Source organism: Vibrio sp. SCSIO 43140 (assembly GCF_023716585.1).
GTDB lineage: Bacteria > Pseudomonadota > Gammaproteobacteria > Enterobacterales > Vibrionaceae > Vibrio > Vibrio maritimus_B.
Genome location: NZ_CP071851.1, coordinates 302,969 through 325,962 on the forward strand (window position 1 = coordinate 302,969; position 22,994 = coordinate 325,962).

A 22,994-nucleotide genomic window follows, 5' to 3' on the forward strand; every position below is an offset into this window, starting at 1 on the left:
GCCAAAAAAACGCCCTTGTCATGCAAGGGCGTTTTCCTGTTCGAAGAGTAGGTTATCGCTCGCCGAAAGCTCGGCTTACATTGGTATAGATTGGTTTCCAAAGGTATTGAAAAACGGTCTTTTCACCTGTTGTGATGTCCACCTCACCCGTCATGCCCGGTAGAATTGCAAAACGTTCCGGGTCATCTCTGAAATAAGGCGTATCAACAGATACAGTCACTTCATAAAAGATGTTGCCTTTCTCATCTTTTGTGGTGGTTGGAGATATCGATTCAACCACTCCGCGCAGAGCACCAAAGCGGCTGTAGTCAAACGCATCGACCTTGACCCTTGCGAGTTGCCCCTCATTAACAAAGCCGATATCGCGAGGGGATAGCTTAGCTTTAAAGGCTGCCTTACCACCAATAGGGACGATCTCTACCACGGTGCCGCCGGGTTGGATAACGGCGCCTGCTTTAGTACTTGGAATGCTTTGAACCAACCCTTGTACTGGCGACATTAATACCGTGTTCGATAGCTTTGCTTCACCCGAGCGAACCCTCGCTTCTAGGGCTGAGAGCTCTGAAGCCGCTTTTGAACGCTGGTCGGCAACTTCCACTTTGGCTTCTGCTAAGAGTTGTGAGATCTTCTCATCGTTAGAGTCGGCCTGTTTTAACAGGAGTGCTTTCTTACCACGAGTTTCTTCAATTTGCTGCTCAATAGACGCGACCTTTTGCTGCATCTCGAGCACGCGTAATCGAGAAATATTGCCACTCTTTTGCCCACGTTGGAGGATTGCCAATTCTTGTTTTGATGCCTGTAATTCGCGTTCATAGGCAGGGATCGCGTTATCGGTACTTCTGAGTTGCTCCGCTATCTGTTCTGCCTCTTTCTCGAGTACGATTCGCTTTTGATAGTAGAGCGCAACCTGAGCGCTGCGCTGTGCTTTTTGTTGTGCGACTAGCTCCGGAAATTGTGCTTCATACTCTGAGAAGTCTGGTTCTCGCTCGTCTATTAGTGAGTTTAAGCGCTCAATGGTTAAGTTGAGAGAGGCTTGTTGAGCTTTAAGTTCCTCTAAGGCAGTGGTTTGAAAGGTAGCGTCAAACTCGACCAGGACTTGTCCTTCTTCAACTAAGTCCCCCTCAGATACCGAAATCGTTTTGAGTTTGCCACCTATATCGCTTTGAATAATCTGCCTTTCTCCTTCTGGGATCACGGTACCTTGAGCTTTGGCAATTTCATCGACTTTGGTAAAGGCAGACCACGAGATAAATGCTACCACCGATAAGGCTATCGCTGACGTTGTCACAGAAAGAAGTCGTCGAGTCTGTTTGGATTCAATAGCTTCGGCGTAATAATCCTTACTCATTAGCAACGATCTCCATAGGTTGTGATTGATTGTCCGAGTCTTGGCTGTCTAAAGTGCCAAAGTAGGCTACTCCGCCTTGGTTAAGAACCAGAACTTTGTCGGCAAGCTTAATCAGCTCGGTATCTTGCGTGCTGAAAATTACCGTCGACTGTCCGCGTTTCTCATTCAGAAATTCACTAAATAGCGCGACCGAGCTAGGCGCTGAGTCTTGCAACGGGCTATCAAGCAAGTACAAGGGGTAGTGGGTGGCGAGTGCTTTCGCGGTTATCAGCATCCGAGCCTCAAATCGCGAGAGCAAGTCGTACATATTATCTGGCCATAAATCAGCTAAATTGCTATCAAGCCCTTTATCTAATGAAGCGAGCCACTCTTTGCCACCGGCTCTATCGATGGCGGATATGATTTGTTGATCGTCGATATCTTGCTTGTCAGAGAACCAGTCTCTGATACTGGTGAGTAACACTTGTGGGTGAGCGGCTTGATAAAACAGCCAGTGTCGATATAGGTGCGGAGCATATTGATTTAAGTTGATACCATTAATATTGACGACACCATTTTGCACGGGTTGGAAGCTAGCGATGGTGTCAATTAAGCTCGTTTTCCCGCTATTTGAAGGACCCGTTATCGCAATGATTTCTCCGGGCTCAATAATGGCTGAGACCCCACTTAGCGCTGGCTTCGCTTGTTTTGCGTATCGAAGCGTGACTTGGTCGAGTTCGATACGTGGTGGCGACTGCTCAAGTGTATGATGGTGATAACGGTAACTTTCCTCTGAGTTGATGCTTAATGAACGATTAATCTGTAGCTCAGTTTGCTTCAACTGCTGCAGGCGGGACGCATTATTAGCGAGTGTTTGAGCTGGCCCTGTGATCCTTGATATCAGCATCATTGTCGCAATTAACCCACCTGCTGACATGACGTTTGTAAAGATAAGCTCGATCCCCAGCCCAATTACGGCGATGGTTGATAGGATTCCGATCGCGTAGTAGAGCGAGGTATATTTTGCCTGATGTAGGGATTGCTTGAAGCTGTTGGTGGATGCTAGATGGTTTGCTTTGTCAAACTTCGAAAGCCATCCATCGATCATTCGGCTACTGCGCATGAAGCCGAGTTGTCCAGAGAGCTCGGCGATAAGCGTTTGACGGTTAGCCCCAGCAACCGTGGACTGGTTAGCTCTCACCGCAGAATGCTTGATAGAACGCTTCGCAACTAAGTAGTAAAGACCAAGTGAAATAATAGGCACCATGACTAACCAGCCACCCAGAGCTCCGATTGCAATTAGAAATACCAGCACAAATGGGATGTCGAATAGAGTATTCCCCAGCGGGCCTGAAAGAACCCCTGCGATGCGTTGGGAGAAGTTGAGTTGATTAACCTGCGTTTGTTGCGTGGTGTTTTTACTCACTTGGTAGCTTTCTGTTAACAGCTTTTTGACTAAGGCGTCGGATATTTCGCGGCTTATTCGATTGGCAACGGTTGCTAAGGTTTGACTTCGGATCACACGCAGTAGCCAAAGCAGGGCAAACAGCAGCGTAGCACCAATGGCAATCCCAGTCAGTTCATGCGCTGCGTCTCCTCCAATCACGTGGTCGTAAATAGACATGGTGATAAACGGGATAGCAAGAGCGAACAAGTTTGCTACCAAGCTGGCGAGCGCAACTTTAGGGATAATATCTCGAAACGCATCGAGGCGACTACCAAGCCAATTGGGATCCGGTTTATCTGGTGGGGAGTCTTCCAGAAGGACAATATATTCACACTCTGCAGAGGCTGCTTCCATTGCTTCTTTGCGCGGATAGGCGGCAAGGCCTGTTTCCGACACATGGACGGAAACTTTAAACTCGTATTGAGCTAATGCCGTATCGCTGCCTACGATTCTATAAGGGACGTTTAGGCGGTCGAGCATGCTCAAGTAGTCCTGTAGGTCTGACAGACCATTCTCTTCTACCCATTGATTGGCGAAGACGTCAACGTTGCTGTTTACGTCCAGTAGTCTAAGAGATTTTAGCGAGGCGGTTTCAAAACCATTCATCTGACGCACCTCGTTGACTTTCGCCGGCTTCATCTACGGTAATAGTTTGATTGGCCAATTGCTTGAAGACCGTATTGTGAGTGACCAAAGCGAGAGTCCTGCCGTTACTAGATTCGTTCTCTAGGACCGCAGCAAGCTTTGGCCAAGTATCTATGTCGAGATCAATTTCTGGTTTATCGATCAATAGTAATGGTGTGGGTTTGGCCAGTTGGAAGCACAGGTTTATTAAACGGATACTGCTGTGGCTGAGCGGTATGGTTGGCATGTCTGCCAGTTTAGTCTCAAGACCATCGGGTAGCTGAGTCAACACATCATAAAGACCAAGCTGTTTACTGTATGACAAAGCACGCTCAGAAAGCTCTGGATTGAATCCGCAAAGGTTATCCAAGATTGAACCTTGTAAAATTGAACCACGAGAGCTCAGATAAGAGGTGATAGCTGCTATGGAATTGGGGTCCGTAACCACTTGGTCAACGCTTACCTCACCATCAATGACCGTATTGACCCCTGCCATCACTGCGAGCGTTTGTCCGGCAATTTCACCGTTGGGGTGTTCGACCAAGTATATTTCTCCACTGCAGAGTTCGGTGTTAAGAGTCATATTCTTCTCGTAACGTTTGAATATGACGTTCTGATAGCTAACTCGATTGAAGGATGTTAAGTCGTCATTCAGGCCGTCTTCGTGTGGTGTTAGGTTGAGTAACTCTCGAACGCTTTGAACTGAGGTTTGCATATTGGCGTAGCGGATATTGAGATTTGTTAGCGCCGTTAATGGAGCGACAGCTCTACCTGCTAGAATTGAGCAAGCTGCCAAACCACCCGTGGTTAGCTCTCCAGAAAGCACATGTGAAGCTCCGGCGATAACGAGGACTACCGATGTCCCCAGAGACGCTAAATAAATGCACTCTTGGGCAAATGTGTTTTTTCTCTCATCGTCAGCGGTGACGAGTCGATATTTTTGGTTGATTTTCTTAAACGTAGAGAAGGTGCGATACTCGGTTGCCTGACGTTTAATTCCAAGTAGATTTCGAGAAAGTCCAATGAGAAATCCAGCTCTGAGATCATCGAGTTGAGCGTGTTTCTCGCTTCGACGCTTGGCTCTTCTTCCCGAAAACCAGACGATTGAGAAGGTAATCGCCCAGACAGTTAACGGAACGAGTACTAAAGCTCCGCCTACGTAGTAGATTAAGAAAAGAAACAGCAGTGCGAATGGAACATCAATCAAACCAGATAGCAACCCGCCTGAATATATATCCTTGATCTTAGATATTGACTCCAATCCATTCTGAACCCCTCCAACCTTTAGCTTTTTAATCTCTGCGGTTGGTGAGCTTGCGAGCACGCGAACCGCTGAGGCATAGCGAGTCTTTTCCATATTCGAGGACTCTGCCGCCAGTATCCAACTTCGTGCAAAACGCAAGAAAGCGTCGAGAAGCACGGCAACCGTAGCGCCAAACAGCAAAAGCGTCGCAGTTCCATAACTTTGGTTGGGAATAATGCGGTCATAGATCTGCAAAACAGTTAATGGAACCGCTAGGGAAAGAATGTTGATCAGTATCGAGGGTATAAGGACTTTTCTTATACCTGATAGGCCTGCTGAAAGTGTCGTCTCCATACGTAATCCACTTATGAACCATATGAATTAAGATTCGGACAGAAATCGCCAACTTTCAAATAGTAACCAAGGAAAATGTTATCTAGCGGAGTCGTATTTTTGAAGTTACAAATTTGAGTCTAAGATCGAGTAATAATTTGAACGTGAGGATGAGAAAAGTTCTATTTTTAAACAAGAGAGCTCAATTTACAGGGAATGAAATGAAAATCTCGAAAAGGTCGTTTCCAATCCATGTTCATATCGTCACTATCATTATATTCGTTGTTGCTATTGCATCTGGGACACAGATGGCACTCAGTAATAAGGCGATGTCAGAGGTGATTTTTAAGGCCAATAGTAAGATATTCGAAAGAATAGCTGAGCAGACTAAGCACCAATTAAATAGTCACTACGGCACTGCGTTCTCCGCTTTAGGGAGTTTTTCCAACAGCCATAGCCTAAATACCTCTGTTGGTTTTGAGCGCTTACGCGTTGTACCAGAAGTGATTCACTTGCTCTCACAGTTTGATCATGTGCAGACTTACACCTTTTCTTTTAAAGATGGTGATAGTGTTGTCGTAATGCGAGTATCGGAAGACTTGACTTCTGATATCGTGATCAACAATCAGCAATCGCAATATATCGTGGCGCACGAGATTGGTGGTGTAGTCGAGGTTTACACATACGATCGCAGCCTCAACTTTGTTGAGAGGCTAGAGGTCAATGAGGAAGAGTTTCACCAAGCCTATCAAGAGAACTCGCCAGCAACACCCGGGCGCAATACGATTTCCAAACCGACTAAGCTCGCTAACTCCACTGCAATGGGGGTTGTAATATCACAGGTAAATCAGCAAGGGCTGAGAGTTTCTGTTCATGTCATGCTCAAAGATCTACGCCAAAGTTTGCAAGACACACTGACCAACGACTCTTCTATCCGGGTGCTATATAACGACGATGGCGCTGTGTACGCGTTTTCTAGCGGTTTTAGTAATGAAAACAATGGTGACATTTTGCAGATCGCCGATATTAATCGAGATATCGTCCCACATGCGATAGACCGAAAAAAAGGAGGTGTTGAGCTAGGGCGCTTTGAGTTTCAGAAAGAAAATTGGTTTGGGCGCATCGTTACCATCAAACCGCTCAACAGTGAGCACATCCATTTGTTAATGGCGACAAAGGCGTCATCAATATTTGATGAAGGACTATTGATAAAGCAGCAAACCTTGTATGCGTCATTGATAGTGTTACTGCTGATGCTCCCCTGTATCTACTTGGTCTCAAGGCTTATCTCAAAGCCTATTGTGAGAGCGACCGAAAAAGCGAAAGCCATTGAGAACTTCTCGTTCGATACTTCACCACTCCCGCATAGTTATATCAAAGAGATACAAGAGTTGAATCATGCCCAATTGTCGACTCAAGCGACGATATCTCGATTTATTACGCTGACGGATGGGATCGCACGTCAGCAAAACCTCGACAGCATGCTTGAGCTGGTGTGTGGTAACACAGCTGACTCAGTCTCTGCTGATGGGGTATTGCTGTACTTACTTGATGGGAAAAGTGATGAGTTGGTTCCTCATGTTGTCCAGTTTAATAGGGCTCAAAATGTTCACGCTAAAAGTATTTCCACGCAAGATGCGACTCGGTTTATCGAACATGTTTTTGTAGGCAAGAAGATTCAGGCTTTCCCGTTACACGATCTCAACCACCTGCAAGTTGAAGCAAGTCTTCCCGAAAAAAGTGAAGTGATATACATACCGCTGAAAAATAGAGAAGAGGTCGTTATTGGTGCACTTGGCCTGATGTTTGAGAAGGGAGGTGCAGAGTCGATTTATCGAGAGTATTCCGACTATTTGCAGACGCTACTTGGTTACGTATCTATTGCAATTGAAACTCAGCAAATGCTGGAGTCTCAGCGGGCTCTTTTGGACTCCTTCATTCAAGTATTTGCTGGCTCACTTGATAAAAAATCGCCGTATACAGGTAATCACTGTCAGCGAGTACCTGTCTTAACCGAATGGCTAACACAGGCGGCGCAGGAATCCACATTAGAGCCGTTTAATGACTTCCACCTTAATGATAAAGAGTGGCAAGAGCTAAAAATGGCAGCGTGGTTACATGACTGTGGCAAGATCACTACGCCTGAACATGTGGTTGATAAATCCACGAAGCTCGAAACCATCTATGACCGAATACATGAAATCAGAACTCGTTTTGAAGTGATTAAGCGAGATAAAGAAATTATGCTGTTGAAGGAAAGTTTTGGCGAATTGAGTCAAGAAGCAAAGCGTGATCTGGAGGAACTGCATACACAAATTGATGATGATTTTGACTTTATCGCGTCGCTTAATATCGGGGGGGAATTTGTCAGTGATGAAGACCTTAAGCGGTTGGAGCAAATAGCGAAAACTCGGTGGATACGTACCTTAAGTAAACGCAAGGGCATTTCTTGGGTTGAGAGGCAGCGCCATCAAACAGAAGAGCAACTCCCCCAACAAGAAACGTTGTTGGCTAATATGCCTGAGCACCTTATATCTTGGGATGCCCCTCACCAAAGCGATCCACGTTTCACGATGAAGCCAACGCAATACAAAGCAAACCAGGGAGAGGTGTATAACCTGTCGACACGTAGGGGTACGCTCACTGAAGAGGAACGCTTCATCATCAATGATCACATCATTCAAACGATTCAAATTCTGGAATCTTTGCCGTTCCCAGCACATATGCAAAATGTCGCTAAGATTGCTGGTGGCCACCATGAAAAAATGGATGGTACAGGCTACCCAATGGGACTAAAAGGGGATGAGATGCCATTGACGGCAAAAGTCATGGCTATTGCCGATGTGTTTGAGGCGCTTACTAGTGCAGACCGTCCTTACAAAAAAGCGAAAACACTATCAGAATCGCTGAAAATTATGAGTTATATGGTAAAAGACAATCACTTGGACAAATCGTTGTTTGAACTGTTTCTAACCTCGGGTGTGTATTTACGATTTGCACAAGAGTACATGTTAGACGAGCAGCTTGATGAGGTTGATATAGCTAAGTTGATTTAAAGTGCTTTAAGTTTCAACAATATCTCTAACAGTGAGTATGCACATACGATAAAGTGTCCTGATGGGCAATCGCTATTTGGTTTTTCAGACTAATTATCTGGGGTGCGCCGCATTATTGAATTTGTGCTTCACAAGTGTCATCACACGGTTTAGAGCAGTTGATATGCTTGGTCGTCACACTCCCCGCAATCAACGCTCGTTAGCGTATTCAGTCAGAAGGAATTGTCGTGAGTATACCCAAATTACATTTTGAAGTGCTCAACAATGCAGACACTTCGCTCAAACTCAATATCGTGCTAGAAAACAGCTCCGACACGGAACTAAAAGATTTTGTGTTGTGCTTTGATATGCCTCGCTTTATTGACAAACATACTGTGGTGAATGGACAGATTGTTTCGCAGGTTGGCTCTCATATCGAGATGGCGCCTCTATCAAGCTCAGTGATTGAAAAAGGTGGTCGCTGGCAAATGACGGTTGAAAGCCAAACTTGTGGTTTGTTCAATCTCTCTGAGCGTCCAAACCACCCTTATTTGAAATCTGGAGAGACGATTTTAGACGTTGAGGTGGGGACTCATAAGATGAGCCAACCAGAAGATTTAGATCTTCGAGGATTAGCGCTTCCCCCACCGACGTCCGGCGTTATTCCTCATCCACAATCAATTGAGTTTGCTGAAGGTGAGTTTCAACTTGGTCGCCAAGTGACCATCGATGCTGAACCAGCAGAAGCCAGTAATGCAATAGCTTGGTTCTCAAATCAGTTTTCTGATGTTTCCTTTACCGAGCTGCAAGGTAATGCAACCCTATCTTTGTCGAAGGTAAGTGCGGAACATATCAAACCCGAAGGCTACGAACTTACGATTAGCAGTAACTCTATACAGCTCAAAGCAGCAACATCGGCAGGGTTCTTTTACGGCGCAGTAACCTTGGCGCAGCTTTTAGTGACAGGTCAACGAGTCGTAGCCTCAGCGACGATAATCGACGCACCTCAATACCCTTACCGCGGACAGTTTTTGGATTGTGCTCGCTCGTTCCATGACATAGATACTGTGAAAGCAGTGATCGACCGAATGGCATGGCTCAAGCTAAACACTTTCCATTGGCATCTCACGGACGATGAAGCGTGGCGTATCCAAATTGATGCCTTTCCTGAACTCACTGACATCGGTGCGTGGCGTGGAGAAGGAGAAGCGCAGCCATCTCAATTTGGCTCAGGTCCAGAGCGCTACGGTGGCTTCTTTACCAAGCAGCAAATCAACGAGGTGATTGAGTATGCCAAAGCGCGGGAGATCACTGTGATCCCCGAGATTGACATTCCGGGTCATGCTCGAGCGCTGATCATGGCATTGCCTAACTTATTGAGAGAAGCTGACGATAAGTCTGAATATGTTTCTATCCAGCAATATCAAGATAACGTGCTCAACCCAGCGTTGCCCGGTACTTATCAAGTACTCGAAACCATACTCGATGAAGTGTGTGAGTTATTTCCATCTAAGGTGATTCACCTAGGGGGCGATGAGGTACCTAAGCATGTCTGGGAGAAATCACCTGCGTGTATTGCCAAAGCCAAGGCGATGGGGCTTGATGATGTGCGCTTACTCGAGGGGCATCTGATTTCCCACTTAGAGCAATATCTTGCTCAAAAAGGTCGAACGATTGCTGTATGGGAAGAGGCTAGCCATGGCAACAAGATAACTAACAAGGCTACAGTCTGCGCGTGGTCAAATGGCGCTGAAGGACAAAAAGCTGCGCAAGCCGGTTATCCGGTGATTATGTGTCCGGCTCAAGCGACATACTTGGATATGGCTTGGAATAAGGACATTAATGAAACGGGTGTACTTTGGGCTGGGGCAATTGATTTAAAGACTGCTTATGACTTTGATCCGGGTAGCATTGAAAACAGCGAACAAGTGATTGGAACTCAAGCTCTGGTTTGGACGGAGTTTGTTAAAGACAGGGCAACGCTTGAGTTTTTATTGTATCCAAGGCTGTTTGCTGTCGCTGAGGTTGCGTGGACGGCGACAGAAAACAAATCTTGGCAGAGCTTTTTACCAAGAGTCGCAGCGCAATTAGATTATCTAGACTCACTCAACGTCAACTACAAGCGGTTGTCATAACGAGATTGATGATACCTCCATTAAAAAACCGCCAGCTAAGGCGGTTTTTATTTGTGTGATACTCTTTACTGTCCGAGTGCTTGGCACTTCTCGCACACATGCTCGACTTGAGCTTGCTGGCCGTCCTTGTGTTGCTCGTTGTCTACTTCAAACGCATCATGAGTCGTGACCGAGTGACAACGTGGGCAGTAATCATTAACTAGGTAAAATTGCAAATCATCCATAACGCCTCCTTGCATGAGTTTACAAGAAGAGCTTAACGTCGCACTGATGCAGCACTCAAGTCCAAGTTAACAAATAATTTACATTCATCACAATTTAACGTTTTTTTCCTGCCTTGCCCTGAACGGCTTTGAATCGAGGGTTCGATTTGCAAATAACGTAGATACGGCCACGACGCTTGACGATTTGACAGTCAGGATGGCGTTTCTTGGCACTTTTTAGGGAGCTAAGAACTTTCATTGTATCCGCCTTTATGACTTAGTTTTAATGCCGCCAAAGCGACGGTTAAAGTTAGCTACGCGACCTTCTTTGCTAATGACGCGCTGTTTTCCGGTGTAGAAGGGGTGAGATTCTGATGAAACCTCAATGGTCATGTATGAGTAGGTCTTTCCATCTTTCCACTCAATGGTGCGGTCGGTTTGTAGCGTGGAACCCACGATAAAATATTCGTCTACAGTGGTGTCATGGAAAACGACTTTTCTGTAATCAGGGTGGATATTTGGCTTCATTATACGTTCCTGTTGTTATGTTATAACATTATGCAAATGATAATTGTTATCGATAGTGAGATCCAGTGTTTTTTGAATGACGCTGATCGGCTTGCAACCCTAAAAATAATGTGGTTGAAATACAAATGATAATCAATATCATCTAGTGTCGATAGGCAGATATGGAATAGGTGATATGGACACTGTTAAATGGGAGAGACACACTTTATTGGCTGATGAGGCAGTTAAGCGCGGAGAATTAATGTCAGCAGTCGCGCATTATCAAGTCGCGTTAGCAGAATCTCAGTATATGGAGATCAATGCTGAGGGAGACATGGAGGAGCTCGAAGATCTATTAGCCATCAAGGTGATGTCTTGTCATAACTTAGCCGATTTTTGGCGTGCTCAAGGCGACAGTGATTATGAGCTAAAGTACTTGCAGCTTGCTTCTGAAGAAGTGATGACGCTCTTGCCACAGTGTCCTAGAACGAGCTGTAGTCGTTTTGTTTCTTCCCTAGGCTGTTGTAAATCAGCACTGGTTGAGTTCTTGAAGCGTCATCCAAATCCGAAAGTGGCGAAACACGTAGAGCAGATTCAGTCGGTCAACGATTGCGAGTTGATCGTCAAGTTTCAAATTCATTAAAAAGGTCAGCTTCACAGAAGCTGACCTTTTTAATTATGCACGATGGAGCTTGTTGTAGCGCTTTGTGAGCTTGTGTTTTTGGGCGCTGATGATGGCGGGCGATGATACGTTTAGTGGTTTACCGAAGATGAGAAGATATTGATGATCATTGTCCCTAGGAGGATAAAACCTATCCCTATAATCGCGTAGATATCGAGTTTCTGGCCATAAACCAGCCATGAAATACCTGCCACCAAAACAACACCAGCCCCACACCAGATCGCGTAGGCGATTCCCAGTGAAAGGGTTTGCACTGCGACTGCCAGTAAATAAAACGCGAGCCCGTAACCCACCAAGACAGCGAGTGTTGGCACGACAGCAGTAAATTGTTGAGTCTTAGGAAGCCAAGATGTGGCAAATACCTCAAGCCCTATTGCGATGGCAAGAGCGAGGTAAGGAGGGATTGATAGCATGTTTGGAGCCTAGAGTATGAATATTGGGCGGCAAAATAGCACACCTTTGTTGCAACTTGTTGGTTTTGTATCGCCAAAATAGTAACGACATTTCTAATTGACTATGATAATAACAAAAAATTATCAATAAAATAATAATTGATAATTTACCCTAATCTACAATTCTCCATATACTCTCCTCATCGACACAAGGTCGGAACAAACAAAACGAACTGAGGTAACTGAATATGAAAATGAGCCACATAGGTATTATGGTCAGCGACATGACTAAAGCGGTTGAGTTTTACACTAAAGCGCTCGGCCTACGCATTGTCATGGATAACACTCCTGTTGTTGAGGAGCGTGAAACCGCCATCGGTCGTATGTGTATCGAAGTTTTTGGGGAGGGCTTCAAGGGCTTCAACATCGCACATCTAGTAACCAATGATGGTGTTGGTTTTGAAATGTTTGAAATGGTGGATCACCAAGAACGCCACCGCGTTGATTTTTCTCGTATTGGCCTGTTCCACTTCTCGTTGCAAAGTGATGACTTTGAAGCAACGATTGAGCGTGTAAAACAATATGGGGGTAAAGTAAGAATGGACATTATGCGTTACCACCCAGAGGATGACAGTAAACCTGCAAAAATGGTTTACCTAGAAGACCCGTTCGGCACGCTATTTGAACTTTATTCACACACATATGAAGAAACTTACGCGTCTGATTACGAGTAATTGACAGCGAAAAATCAGAAAGGGTTGGCATTAAGCCAGCCCTTTTTCGTTTTGTGCCACCTGTCGCCGTCTGCTCCTTACTTCGAAGGTGTGTAATTTCCTATACTAAGAGCGCGAACTGTTGCCAAGTATTAGGGAGACTGCAACAGAGATGCCGAGCGCAGATAAAATATTAACGGTGTTAACCCCCCAGATTGCAACGCAAACACTGACTGTCACCGCTGCCCAAACAAGTGTTTCTAAAATCCAAACTCGCATAGTCACCTCATTACCTATTCAATATACTGCTAGTCTAGGTGGAGAAAGGTTATCGTTTGGTTAACGCAGCTTTCCAAACATCAATTCTGTCACGTACGTTGAGTTAGAACGCTCAAAATGCAAAGCCCAATCTTGCTGATGACAGATCTTTTCAACCAGCGTTAATCCAATACCAAACCCTGAGGGCGAAGACTCTTCATCGTGCTCGGTAGTTGGGTTGGAAATTAGAACACCCTCTTTGAAAACACGGATGGTAATTTGTCCTTCGGTACAGTGCTGAAAAGCATTTCGAATAAGGTTTGTGAGTGTAATTTGGGTTAGCTCGAACGGCAGTTCAATTACTTTAGCTGACTCGCATTGGATCTCGACCTCGACCGCTTTACGTTCGATAAGGTAGCGATTATTTTCGATAAGCTCGTTTACGAGGTCTCGTAATCTGATGTCTGACTCTTGAACAGGAAGTTGCTCTTTTCGACTTAACCACAACAGAGCGGTAATTAAGTTATTCATGTTCGCAGTGGCACGGTTGATGCGCTTGGTCGCCCGTTTTTGACTTGGTGAAAGGTGCTCTTTACCGCGTTCAATTAACTCGTTGCTGGCTGAGATGGTGGCAATTGGAGTACGCAATTCATGACTGGCTGTTTTGAGAAACGTTTCTTCTCTCGCGATTGACTCTCTTTCTCGCTCAATACTTTGTGTCAAGGTGTCAGCAAGCCCAATTAATTCTTGGTAGCGCAGTTTCTGTTGGGGGGGAGGTTCTTGGGTGTCTAAGGTCGAACTCCACTTAGCCAGACGAAACACGGGCTGTGTTAATCGGAAAATTAGCCATCTAACCATGACAAAAACTGCCAATAGCAGCGCCCCGCTAATCAATAGAGCCTGATTGAATTGAGTATAGGAATCAGGAATATCTGACTCTAAGAGTTGATAGTAAAGGGATTCATCGTATGTGGTGACAAAGTAAAGCATATTCCCATTGGCTTTTGCTTCCTGCATTGAGGCGTAGAGGTAATGAGCATTGCTATTGTCTTTGGCAACGAGGTAGTGCTCGTAAATCTCACCGGGCTCAAACGCTTGCCAGTCGAAGCTTTTGCGAAAATGTATCGGCATGGAATCAAGACTCGAGAACACCTGAAATGTTCGACCTTTGGTGTTAGGGAGTGTTCCTGTCTCTTGATAATATTTTTCTACGGCACGCATTTCATAAAGCATTTCATATTTGGCCGACTCTTCCAGCCCAAGATAATAACTCTGGCTTACCATGATACTGTAGGCTGTGACGAGGAGGAAAAGTAACCCGAATAGAAATAGATAAACGTCTCTTTTAATGCTGATCATGATTCTCTCTAAGGGCGATACCAACACCATGAATGGTATGAATGAGTTTGGTGTCGAAAGGGGTATCGACAACCTGCCGTAATTTAAAAAGATGAACCTTTAAGCTGTCAGCCGCTGGGACATCGTCTTGCCAAATAGCTTGTTCCAATTGAGATTTTGAGACCACGTTCGGGCTGTGCTTTGCCAAGCAAGCGAGCATTTTCCAGCAAACGGGTGGAAGGCGAAGCTCCTGTCCATCACGTACTGCGAGATGCGTTTGTAAATCGACAGATAAATCACCAATAGTGAGCTTACTGACCGATGTGAGCCCTCGTCGAGCCAAGGCTTGCAGCCTAACCTTGAGCTCTTCCATTGCAAATGGTTTAACGAGGTAGTCGTCTGAGCCCGCTTGAAAGCCAGTTAGCTTGTCTTCCAAAGTATCGCGAGCGGTTAGCATAAGAATAGGCGTTGCGACTCCTTGAGTCCTCAAGGTTTGAGTCATGGTTAAGCCATTCATCTTGGGCATGTTGATGTCAGTGACTATTACATCGTAGTGGTTGGTTGAGGCAAGCTCTAATCCACTGACTCCGTTGTAAGCGAAGTCAAACTCAATGTTATCTACTTCCATGTAGTCGCTGATTGCTTCAGCAAGATCGATATCGTCTTCAATGAGTAATGCGTTTATCTTGCTCATAATTACCTGTTTACCGATGAGTCTCTGTCTATTGTATCAACTAGGATGGATTCGCATCGCTGCGTCGCTGTTTTTGTGACTGCTCCCACGCCCAATGCGGCGATCGAACCAGCAACTGACATCGATATGCCCACGACGGCGCGTTCCAAATTTGTTGAGCTAACTTCCAGTAGCCATGAAACAGCACTTTTATTGGGTTGACGGAATTCACCGCAGGGTAGATGCCGTACTTTACCTTCTCTTCTTCCCTCGCAAAGGTGCCAAACATCCGGTCCCATATAATCAGGATCCCGGCGTAGTTTTTATCTAAGTAACGCTTGTTTGCCGCATGATGAACACGATGGTGAGAGGGTGTATTGAACACGGCTTCAATGGGACGCGGAAAACGTTTGACCGTTTCGGTGTGAAGCAGCGTTTGGAACACCTGAACGATGGTTTCACACATCAACACTAGAAACGGATGGAAACCCAACAACACTAAAGGGAGATGGAAAAAGAAAGGGAACAACCAATCAAGTGGACCAAACCGATACGCCACCGAGATATTGAAAAACGGTGAGCTATGGTGAACCGAGTGTGTGCCCCATGCAAAGCCATTGCTATGGAGAAATCTGTGTTCCCAGTAATAAGCAAGATCAGCAAGGATTAAACAGCCGATCACGGTCCAGCCAGTGAGTGGTAAGTGCGTGAGGCTCCAGTTCTCGTATGTGAATAGAAAGGCGCCGACGTAAGCAAGCCCAACAATAAACACCATCACAAATAGAAAGCCAAGCGTGACGAAGTTAGTCGCACTGTCTCCAACAAGCTGCCAGCTAATACGACGCTTAAAGGCATAGCGAACAAGCTCGATAGCAAAAACGAACATGGCGAGTAGGAAGAAGTTATCGTCTATCCATGTTTCCCAATAATACAAAGAATCGGGTGTTGTCAGCTCGGACAGCATAGTGAGTATTTCCATAGTCTTAGCTCCTAGTCCTTATAGTAGACGGTCAGTGAGTTGCTGTCGGGCAATCCATGTTGATTGAGGTCGTGTGTTTCGATAATCACTTCAATTTCTCGGCGGTAGTCAATGTCGTTCCAAGCGCTTTCTATCGCACGTTTGTCATGGCTTCCATTGCTAAGCAGAACCTGTTTGTTCTGATTGAGTTCGATAGTTGATTTCTCGCCTTTGACGGCAGTGCTCGATTGATATCCGATAGTGATGTCGGCGGTGGCGAAATCTTGGCTAAGGTCTGTGTAGGCGACGATAATGGTGCTCAAGTTATCCCTTGAGACAGATTCAAGTTTCTCATAGGCGTCGTTCCATAGCATTTCAATATGGTCTAAGTCAGCTCTTGTTTGCAGTAAGTAAAAGTAGTGAAGTTCTGTCTTCGTTGTTCCAGCAGTATTGGCTTTAACTTTAGGTTGTTCTTGAGCGGAAACGCCGTTCCAGGTTACTAAAGTGATGAGCATTGATGTGAAAATGGATTTGGTTAGGTTCATAGGCTGCTCCATAGCGGTTTTCTTGTTGAAAACAAGCGTATCGCTATGGGGGTTAACAAAAGGTTATCACCTAAGTAATGGAGCTCAAGTGTCCACTATCTATCTAAATATCGAATGCATTAGAGGTTTTGCTTTGCATTGCTAATCGAAAATCAACAAGTTATCTATATGTATCAGTTTGTCTGATGGTATCTGTTTTCATCACTCCGATGTTGTTCGATATATTTATTAACAACAGGCGGGGTGATGGAGTATTCGGCTATTCACTACAGATATAAAGGTGAGGTGGTTACGATGAAAAAATTAACTCAATGTGTACTGGCTGCGTGCTTGATTTCGATGTCTTCATTCTCGTTTGCGAACAACGATGATGTGACTTATGGGGCTTATGTTGGCGAGAAAGAAGTAGTTATACGTGATTATGTTAGTACAAAGGTGAAAACCTGCCTCTATAAAGGCAGTACCGAAATGCCGCTTGAACTAAAGTGGGGCAAAGCGTTGGAGTGCCCGGAGCACATCAAAATTGACGGTAAAAGTATTCATGAAGGCGATGGTCTAAATACGTCGGGTTATATCCGTATTTAATATCAACTTTACTGAGAGTAAAACACCGAGCCTAGCGCTCGGTGTTTAAGTATTTGTTGTGTCGAGTAGATTGAATTACGCAGTGGCAGGCTCCTGGAGCACCTCGATGCTCGCGCGGCTAACATCTTGGTCGATGTATGCCATGCCAAGCGTGTCTAGAAAGGCCATTCGATCAGCATTTTGTAAGTCGATCTCTGGGATAGCTATATTGTTGTCTTGGTATAGCTTAGCGATATGCGCCATATAAGCTTCGCCGTCACGCATCATTAATAAACTCATAGCACCTACGTCCGGTTTTACGCTTGTCTGCTGTTTTTCGCTAAGGTTGATCTGCAATACAACGGGCTCTTCGACCCCTTCGAATCTCATACTACGCTCACGAACGGTCTGCTGTGCCCAGTAAAAAGCCAGCTCTTTACTTTGGGTTAGGAATACCGGTTCAACGATTTCAGTGTATTGGTTACCTATTGTTGCCATGGTGGCTTTAGCTACTTCATTGAGCGCCTTATCACCTGAGCGTTTGAGCCCTTGCGCTTGGATTGAAGCGACGAGAGCAGAAGAGGTGCCGTGGTACCACGTGTTGCTGGTGGCAAATCCCTTGTCTGATAGAAGGGTTTTTGCGTCTTGTAGATGTGGGGGAGTTTGAGTGGTCATAGGGCTGCCTCTGTGGTTATTTTTGTGGAGGGTGGGGGGTGGGAGCACGCTGTGGTTACCCCCTCTAGCTCCCCCTATATAGGGGGAGAACTTCGGGCTCGTTCCTAACGTCACGTAGCTCTTTAAGAAATGGCAATGCGTTAGCGAGCCAGCTGTCCCTCCCCTTGCTAACTGGAAGCTAGGAGGGGTCAAGCTCTTTAGTCAAACTGGTTCGACGTATTCAGTTCACCAGCTGCTTTTAGCGCATTTTCGCCTGCAAAGTACTCTTTGTGGTCATCACCGATATCTGAACCAGACATGTTTTGGTGTTTAACACACGCGATACCTTGACGGATTTCTTGACGCTGAACGTTCTTAACGTAGCCAAGCATGCCTTCATCACCGAAGTACTCTTTCGCTAGGTTATCTGTTGATAGCGCAGCGGTGTGGTACGTTGGTAGTGTGATTAGGTGGTGGAAGATACCCGCTTCACGCGATGCGTCTGCTTGGAACGTGCGGATCTTGTCATCTGCTCGCTTAGAAAGCTCAGTTTCATCGTACTCAGCACTCATTAGGTTTGCGCGGTCGTATGCTGATACATCTTCACCTGCTTCAACCATTGCGTCGTACGCTTGTTGGCGGAAGTTTAGCGTCCAGTTGAATGACGGCGAGTTGTTGTAAACTAGCTTCGCGTTAGGGTGTACTGCACGTACGCCGTCCATCATCTCTTTGATTTGGCCAATGTGTGGCTTCTCAGTTTCAATCCACAGTAGGTCAGCACCTGCGTTGATAGCTTCGATACAGTCAAATACACAGCGATCTTCACCGGTACCTGAACGGAACTGATATAGGCCAGAAGGAAGGCGCTTAGGACGTACTAGCTTGCCATCGCGGTTAAAGCAAACGTCGCCTTGCTTCATGTCAGCTACATCGATTTCTTCAACGTCTAGGTAAGAGTTGTAGATGTCGCCTTGGTCGCCCGGCTCTTTCACTACCGCAATTTCTTTGGTTAGGCCAGCGCCTTGTGAGTCAGTACGCGCAACGATGATGCCGTTGTCGATACCAAGCTCAAGGAATGCATAACGTAGCGCGCGCAGTTTGGCGTGGAAGTCAGCGTGAGGTACGGTTACTTTACCGTCTTGGTGACCACATTGCTTCTCATCGGCTACTTGGTTTTCAATCTGTAGACAACAAGCACCCGCTTCAATCATTTTCTTAGCTAGTAGGTAAGTCGCTTCAGCGTTACCAAAACCTGCATCGATATCGGCAACGATTGGAACAACGTGAGTTTGGTGGTTGTCGATTTTGTCTTGGATTTGGTCTTGAAGGGCTACGTCGCCGGCTTCACGTGCTGCGTCTAGCTCACGGAATAGACCGCCTAGTTCACGTGCATCTGCTTGGCGAAGGAAAGTATATAGCTCTTCGATAAGTGCAGGAACAGACGTCTTCTCATGCATTGACTGGTCTGGAAGTGGGCCGAAATCAGAGCGAAGTGCTGCAACCATCCAACCAGAAAGATATAGGTAACGCTTATCAGTCTTGCCACCGAAGTGCTTCTTAATAGAAATCATTTTTTGTTGGCCAATGAAACCGTGCCAGCAACCCAAAGACTGAGTGTACTGAGACTTGTCTGCGTCATACGCTTCCATGTCTGCACGCATAATATCCGCCGTGTATTGCGCGATATCTAGGCCAGTTTTGAATTTGTTTTGAGCACGCATGCGAGCAGCAGATTCAGCATCGATTGCATCCCATGGCGTACCTGCAGCGCGTTTTGCAACTTCGATCATTTCGATATCTTGATTAATTTGCGACATAACTATTCCTTAGTTTCACGTTGGATATAGGGTGGCCAGTGGCCTGTAGTATTAACTTGTTGTTATGGACAAATCCTAGCCGCTTGTGTGATAATTTTGTTAATTTATAGTTGTTATACTCGGTATTTTTGTTATGAATATTGCTCGTATTGACCTTAATTTACTTGTGTATTTAGATATGCTGCTGCGTGAGCGTAATGTGACCCGAGCGGCGAATCAGTTGGGTATCACTCAGCCTGCGATGAGTAATGGATTACGTCGCTTGCGTGATTTGTTTGAAGACCCGCTTTTGGTGCGAACCAGTGAGGGGATGATCCCGACCGAGCGTGCCCAGAAGCTTCAGCCGCAGATCCGAAATATTCTTGCTAATGTAGAAAAGACGGTGCAAACCACGACCGAGTTTAATGCAGAGGACAGCGAGCGCGTGTTTCGTATCATGGCGAGTGATTACGCCGAGTCCACTATTATTCAACCGCTATTGGAAAAGCTAAGCGAAATTGCCCCAAAGATACGTTTAGACATCATGACGCCAAGTGATGTGAGCTATCAGGATGTTGAGCAAGGTACTGTTGATATCGTCATTAACCGCTTTGATGATATTCCTCAGTCCTTTCACCAAATGAGTCTGTGGCATGATGGCTTTTCTTGTCTATTCAGCCGCGACAACCCTATCGCAGACAACTTTGACTTGTTCTCTTATCTAAAGGCACAGCATATCTGGGTAAGTAAAACCGGCATGGGAACTGGGCACGGCGTTAACCCCAGTCAAGCTCAGAAACTGGGCTGGATAGATGAGGCGTTGATGAAGATAGGCAAAACCCGCAACATCACGGTGTTTACCCGTCACTATCTATCCGCGATTCTTTTTGCACAGCAGAAGAATCTGATTTTGACCATTCCGAGCAAGGCAGCCCAATCACAACGCAATAATCCCAAACTGCTTATCAAGCCAGCGCCATTTGCAATAGAGCCATTTGAGGTCAAGATGGCATGGAGTCCACTGTTGCAAAGCAATCCCGATCATCAATGGATGCGCCGCCTAATAAAAAGCGTCGCTAATGAGCTAGAAAGTGGCGTAACGGAGTAACTGAGAAGGTCAATATTAGGGGTATTTTTTCTATGAATGTTAACTATAAGTGGCATAAATTAGTCAAATTCTCCTCAGTTACGTAGATTTTTAAGCAGTGGTCATCGACTAATTCGAGAGAAATTTTATGAGCAATCGTATTCAACAGGGAAGCTTGAACATTGATAGCACCCTCTACAATTTGGTTAATGAGCAAATCATTCCCGGTACTGGCATTGAAGCTGACGCATTTTGGCAATCGTTCGAGTCGATCTTATCTGACCTAGCACCAAAAAATCGCGCGCTGCTCGTCAAGCGTGACGACCTGCAACATCAAATCGATGCTTGGCATCAAGAGCGTGCGGGACAGGCCATTGACCCGACTGAGTACAAAACTTTCCTACAGCAGATTGGTTACCTAGTCCCTGAAGTTGAAGATTTTGAAATCACCACAGAAAACGTAGAACCAGAAATTGCGACACAAGCAGGTCCACAGCTGGTGGTACCTATTATGAATGCCCGTTTTGCACTTAACGCAGCGAATGCACGTTGGGGCAGTTTGTATGATGCGCTTTACGGTACGGATGTGATTGGCGAAGAAGACGGAGCGGAGCGTGGTGGCAGCTTTAACCCAGTGCGTGGTGAAAAAGTGGTTGCCTATGCTCGTGAGTTTCTTGACTCAGCAGCACCACTCAACGGTGTATCACACCGAGAAGTCGCTCAGTACAGCATCAGCAATGTCAGTGTAGGTAACACGCTAACTGCCACCCTTACCAACGGTGAGGAAGTGACCTTGATGGATAGCACGCAGTTTATCGGCTATCAGGGAGAGGCGAGTTCACCGTCATGCATTCTTCTTAAACACAATAACCTTCATATCGAAATTCAAATCGACCCGAACACACCTATCGGTCGTGTAGATGTAGCGGGCATCAAAGATGTGGTTGTTGAAGCAGCGCTTACCACCATTATGGATTGTGAAGACTCGGTGGCGGCGGTCGATGGTGAAGATAAAGCGTTGGCCTATCGTAACTGGTTAGGTCTGATGAAAGGCGATCTGCAGGAGAGCCTAGAAAAGAATGGCAAAACCATTGTTCGCAGTCTGAATCCAGATCGTCAATATACCAGCGTGACAGGCGGAGAGATCCACCTTAAAGGTCGCAGCATGCTGTTTATTCGCAACGTCGGCCACTTAATGACTAACCCAGCGATCCTTGATAGTGAAGGTCGTGAAGTGCCTGAAGGTATTATGGATGCCATGATTACTTCGCTAATAGCTATCCATGATCTCAAAGGCAATAGCCAGTATCAAAACTCGACATCAGGCAGCATCAATATCGTTAAACCTAAGATGCACGGCCCTGAGGAAGTGGCGTTTACCAACGAGCTATTTACTCGTGTGGAAGATGCGCTGGGTTTGGAGCGAAACACCATCAAAGTTGGCATTATGGATGAGGAGCGCCGCACCTCGGTTAACCTCAAAGCGTGTATTCACGCTGCGAAAGAGCGTGTCGTGTTCATCAACACTGGTTTCTTGGATAGAACGGGTGATGAGATCCACACTAGCATGGAAGCAGGCGCATTTGCTCCTAAAGCGCAGCTGAAAACCATGACTTGGATTGGTGCTTACGAAGATCAAAATGTGGATCTCGGTTTAGCATGCGGTCTGCAAGGCAAAGCGCAAATCGGTAAAGGTATGTGGCCGGAGCCAGATAACATGGCAAAAATGATGGATGCTAAGATTGGTCACCCACAATCAGGTGCCAATACTGCATGGGTACCGTCACCGACTGCAGCGACATTGCATGCGCTTCACTACCATCAAGTTAGCGTACCAAGCCGTCAAAAAGAGCTTCGTGAGCGCGTGATGGCGAGTGTGGATGATATTTTGACGATTCCACTATTAGGCTCGCAAAAGCTGACAGCAAAACAAATTCAAAGCGAGTTAGACAACAACGCACAAGGCATTCTTGGCTATGTAGTACGCTGGATTGACCAAGGTGTTGGCTGTTCCAAAGTGCCAGATATCAATGATGTTGGTCTAATGGAAGATCGCGCTACGCTGCGTATCTCAAGCCAGCACATTGCCAACTGGTTACGTCATGGTATTTGCACTGAATCTCAAGTGATGAAAACCATGCAGCGTATGGCACAAGTTGTTGACCAACAAAACGCCGATGACCCAAATTACAACAATATGGCCCCCAATTTTGATAGCAGCATAGCGTTCTCTGCTGCGTGTCAGTTGGTGTTCGAAGGCTGCGCACAGCCCAATGGCTATACCGAGCCCGTATTGCACGCAATGCGACTCAAATTAAAATCACAACAACGATAAAACACTGTAATTACCAAGCCCAAGGTAACACCGCGCTTTCGAGCGCGGTTTTTTTTGTTCTGACGCAAGAGGTAAGCAAAGATCTACAGATAAAAAAAACGCCAAGACAATAGGTCTTGGCGTCAAAAAAGATAGTAATAGTAAA

General features: G+C 45.8%; 20 protein-coding genes. 7 read left to right on the top strand and 13 right to left on the bottom strand.

Going from position 1 to position 22,994, the window contains the following annotated elements:
* Positions 1-52: 52 nt before the first annotated feature.
* The 3 genes from J4N45_RS19870 to J4N45_RS19880 are packed head-to-tail and all read right to left on the bottom strand — an operon-like array spanning position 53 to position 4,995.
* Positions 53-1,348 carry an HlyD family type I secretion periplasmic adaptor subunit gene (locus tag J4N45_RS19870; RefSeq protein ID WP_252016321.1) on the bottom strand — a complete coding sequence of 432 codons (1,296 nt, stop codon included), beginning with the start codon at positions 1,346-1,348 and terminating at the stop codon, positions 53-55.
* Positions 1,341-3,380, bottom strand: a complete 2,040-nt coding sequence (locus J4N45_RS19875; protein ID WP_252016323.1) for an ABC transporter transmembrane domain-containing protein — start codon at positions 3,378-3,380, stop codon at positions 1,341-1,343. Before J4N45_RS19875 ends, J4N45_RS19870 begins: the two co-directional genes overlap by 8 nt.
* Positions 3,367-4,995 carry an ABC transporter transmembrane domain-containing protein gene (locus J4N45_RS19880; protein ID WP_252016325.1) on the bottom strand — a complete coding sequence of 543 codons (1,629 nt, stop codon included), beginning with the start codon at positions 4,993-4,995 and terminating at the stop codon, positions 3,367-3,369. Before J4N45_RS19880 ends, J4N45_RS19875 begins: the two co-directional genes overlap by 14 nt.
* Positions 4,996-5,195: 200 nt before the next feature.
* Between J4N45_RS19880 and J4N45_RS19885 the strand changes: the two genes are divergently transcribed.
* The gene (locus J4N45_RS19885; protein WP_252016327.1) at positions 5,196-8,030 is read left to right on the top strand and encodes an HD domain-containing phosphohydrolase; all 2,835 of its coding nucleotides are present in this window, start codon (positions 5,196-5,198) and stop codon (positions 8,028-8,030) included.
* A 227-nt stretch (positions 8,031-8,257) separates the two neighbouring features.
* A complete protein-coding gene (locus J4N45_RS19890) occupies positions 8,258-10,144 on the top strand; it encodes a beta-N-acetylhexosaminidase (protein ID WP_252016330.1) in 1,887 nt (628 codons plus the stop codon).
* A 65-nt stretch (positions 10,145-10,209) separates the two neighbouring features.
* On the opposite strand, the gene J4N45_RS19895 is transcribed toward J4N45_RS19890, so the two are convergent.
* The 3 genes from J4N45_RS19895 to J4N45_RS19905 all read right to left on the bottom strand — a co-directional run bounded on the left by J4N45_RS19895 (position 10,210) and on the right by J4N45_RS19905 (position 10,875).
* Positions 10,210-10,368, bottom strand: a complete 159-nt coding sequence (locus tag J4N45_RS19895; protein WP_252016332.1) for a hypothetical protein — start codon at positions 10,366-10,368, stop codon at positions 10,210-10,212.
* Between the two features lie 94 nt (positions 10,369-10,462).
* Positions 10,463-10,606, bottom strand: a complete 144-nt coding sequence (gene ykgO / locus J4N45_RS19900; RefSeq protein WP_252016335.1) for a type B 50S ribosomal protein L36 — start codon at positions 10,604-10,606, stop codon at positions 10,463-10,465.
* Between the two features lie 11 nt (positions 10,607-10,617).
* Positions 10,618-10,875, bottom strand: a complete 258-nt coding sequence (locus J4N45_RS19905; protein ID WP_252016338.1) for a type B 50S ribosomal protein L31 — start codon at positions 10,873-10,875, stop codon at positions 10,618-10,620.
* A gap of 175 nt (positions 10,876-11,050) precedes the next feature.
* On the opposite strand from J4N45_RS19905, the gene J4N45_RS19910 reads away from it, so the two are divergent.
* Complete coding sequence (locus J4N45_RS19910) at positions 11,051-11,497, top strand: DUF2753 family protein (RefSeq protein WP_252016341.1); 447 nt, start codon at positions 11,051-11,053, stop codon at positions 11,495-11,497.
* 110 nt (positions 11,498-11,607) lie between these two features.
* Here the strand turns inward: J4N45_RS19910 and J4N45_RS19915 are convergent, their stop codons facing one another.
* Complete coding sequence (locus tag J4N45_RS19915) at positions 11,608-11,949, bottom strand: DMT family transporter (protein WP_252016344.1); 342 nt, start codon at positions 11,947-11,949, stop codon at positions 11,608-11,610.
* Positions 11,950-12,176: 227 nt separating this feature from the next.
* Here J4N45_RS19915 and J4N45_RS19920 point away from each other — a divergent pair, with 227 nt between their 5' ends.
* Positions 12,177-12,662: a VOC family protein gene (locus J4N45_RS19920; RefSeq protein ID WP_252016347.1), complete on the top strand. Its 486-nt coding sequence runs from the start codon at positions 12,177-12,179 to the stop codon at positions 12,660-12,662.
* Between the two features lie 318 nt (positions 12,663-12,980).
* Here the strand turns inward: J4N45_RS19920 and J4N45_RS19925 are convergent, their stop codons facing one another.
* Genes J4N45_RS19925 through J4N45_RS19940 form a run of 4 tightly spaced genes read right to left on the bottom strand, consistent with a single transcriptional unit; the run spans position 12,981 to position 16,413 of the window.
* Positions 12,981-14,258 carry a sensor histidine kinase gene (locus tag J4N45_RS19925; protein WP_252016349.1) on the bottom strand — a complete coding sequence of 426 codons (1,278 nt, stop codon included), beginning with the start codon at positions 14,256-14,258 and terminating at the stop codon, positions 12,981-12,983.
* Positions 14,245-14,931 (bottom strand): response regulator transcription factor, encoded by a 687-nt coding sequence (locus tag J4N45_RS19930; RefSeq protein ID WP_252016352.1) that lies wholly within the window; start codon positions 14,929-14,931, stop codon positions 14,245-14,247. The genes J4N45_RS19925 and J4N45_RS19930 overlap by 14 nt, the downstream gene beginning before the upstream one ends.
* A 40-nt stretch (positions 14,932-14,971) precedes the next feature.
* Positions 14,972-15,889 (bottom strand): sterol desaturase family protein, encoded by a 918-nt coding sequence (locus J4N45_RS19935; RefSeq protein ID WP_252016355.1) that lies wholly within the window; start codon positions 15,887-15,889, stop codon positions 14,972-14,974.
* An 11-nt stretch (positions 15,890-15,900) separates the two neighbouring features.
* Entirely contained in the window at positions 15,901-16,413 is a 513-nt protein-coding gene (locus tag J4N45_RS19940) for a hypothetical protein (protein WP_252016358.1), read from the bottom strand.
* A gap of 294 nt (positions 16,414-16,707) precedes the next feature.
* Here J4N45_RS19940 and J4N45_RS19945 point away from each other — a divergent pair, with 294 nt between their 5' ends.
* Positions 16,708-16,998, top strand: a complete 291-nt coding sequence (locus J4N45_RS19945; protein WP_252016361.1) for a hypothetical protein — start codon at positions 16,708-16,710, stop codon at positions 16,996-16,998.
* A gap of 75 nt (positions 16,999-17,073) precedes the next feature.
* On the opposite strand, the gene J4N45_RS19950 is transcribed toward J4N45_RS19945, so the two are convergent.
* Both J4N45_RS19950 and J4N45_RS19955 read right to left on the bottom strand, forming a co-directional pair.
* The gene (locus J4N45_RS19950; RefSeq protein WP_252016364.1) at positions 17,074-17,652 is read right to left on the bottom strand and encodes a hypothetical protein; all 579 of its coding nucleotides are present in this window, start codon (positions 17,650-17,652) and stop codon (positions 17,074-17,076) included.
* 197 nt (positions 17,653-17,849) lie between these two features.
* Complete coding sequence (locus J4N45_RS19955) at positions 17,850-19,448, bottom strand: isocitrate lyase (RefSeq protein ID WP_042470702.1); 1,599 nt, start codon at positions 19,446-19,448, stop codon at positions 17,850-17,852.
* A gap of 133 nt (positions 19,449-19,581) precedes the next feature.
* Between J4N45_RS19955 and J4N45_RS19960 the strand changes: the two genes are divergently transcribed.
* Both J4N45_RS19960 and J4N45_RS19965 read left to right on the top strand, forming a co-directional pair.
* Positions 19,582-20,535, top strand: coding sequence for a LysR family transcriptional regulator (locus tag J4N45_RS19960; protein ID WP_042494951.1), 954 nt, complete (start codon positions 19,582-19,584; stop codon positions 20,533-20,535).
* A gap of 127 nt (positions 20,536-20,662) precedes the next feature.
* Positions 20,663-22,849 carry a malate synthase G gene (locus J4N45_RS19965; RefSeq protein ID WP_252016366.1) on the top strand — a complete coding sequence of 729 codons (2,187 nt, stop codon included), beginning with the start codon at positions 20,663-20,665 and terminating at the stop codon, positions 22,847-22,849.
* Positions 22,850-22,994 lie beyond the last annotated feature (145 nt).

Coding starts and splice junctions, on each gene's coding strand:
- J4N45_RS19870 (WP_252016321.1), bottom strand. CDS start 1,348: ATGAGTAAGGATTATTACGCCGAAGCTATTGAATCCAAACAGACTCGA.
- J4N45_RS19875 (WP_252016323.1), bottom strand. CDS start 3,380: ATGAATGGTTTTGAAACCGCCTCGCTAAAATCTCTTAGACTACTGGAC.
- J4N45_RS19880 (WP_252016325.1), bottom strand. CDS start 4,995: ATGGAGACGACACTTTCAGCAGGCCTATCAGGTATAAGAAAAGTCCTT.
- J4N45_RS19885 (WP_252016327.1), top strand. CDS start 5,196: ATGAAAATCTCGAAAAGGTCGTTTCCAATCCATGTTCATATCGTCACT.
- J4N45_RS19895 (WP_252016332.1), bottom strand. CDS start 10,368: ATGGATGATTTGCAATTTTACCTAGTTAATGATTACTGCCCACGTTGT.
- ykgO (WP_252016335.1), bottom strand. CDS start 10,606: ATGAAAGTTCTTAGCTCCCTAAAAAGTGCCAAGAAACGCCATCCTGAC.
- J4N45_RS19905 (WP_252016338.1), bottom strand. CDS start 10,875: ATGAAGCCAAATATCCACCCTGATTACAGAAAAGTCGTTTTCCATGAC.
- J4N45_RS19910 (WP_252016341.1), top strand. CDS start 11,051: ATGGACACTGTTAAATGGGAGAGACACACTTTATTGGCTGATGAGGCA.
- J4N45_RS19915 (WP_252016344.1), bottom strand. CDS start 11,949: ATGCTATCAATCCCTCCTTACCTCGCTCTTGCCATCGCAATAGGGCTT.
- J4N45_RS19920 (WP_252016347.1), top strand. CDS start 12,177: ATGAAAATGAGCCACATAGGTATTATGGTCAGCGACATGACTAAAGCG.
- J4N45_RS19925 (WP_252016349.1), bottom strand. CDS start 14,258: ATGATCAGCATTAAAAGAGACGTTTATCTATTTCTATTCGGGTTACTT.
- J4N45_RS19930 (WP_252016352.1), bottom strand. CDS start 14,931: ATGAGCAAGATAAACGCATTACTCATTGAAGACGATATCGATCTTGCT.
- J4N45_RS19935 (WP_252016355.1), bottom strand. CDS start 15,889: ATGGAAATACTCACTATGCTGTCCGAGCTGACAACACCCGATTCTTTG.
- J4N45_RS19940 (WP_252016358.1), bottom strand. CDS start 16,413: ATGAACCTAACCAAATCCATTTTCACATCAATGCTCATCACTTTAGTA.
- J4N45_RS19945 (WP_252016361.1), top strand. CDS start 16,708: ATGAAAAAATTAACTCAATGTGTACTGGCTGCGTGCTTGATTTCGATG.
- J4N45_RS19950 (WP_252016364.1), bottom strand. CDS start 17,652: ATGACCACTCAAACTCCCCCACATCTACAAGACGCAAAAACCCTTCTA.
- J4N45_RS19955 (WP_042470702.1), bottom strand. CDS start 19,448: ATGTCGCAAATTAATCAAGATATCGAAATGATCGAAGTTGCAAAACGC.
- J4N45_RS19960 (WP_042494951.1), top strand. CDS start 19,582: ATGAATATTGCTCGTATTGACCTTAATTTACTTGTGTATTTAGATATG.
- J4N45_RS19965 (WP_252016366.1), top strand. CDS start 20,663: ATGAGCAATCGTATTCAACAGGGAAGCTTGAACATTGATAGCACCCTC.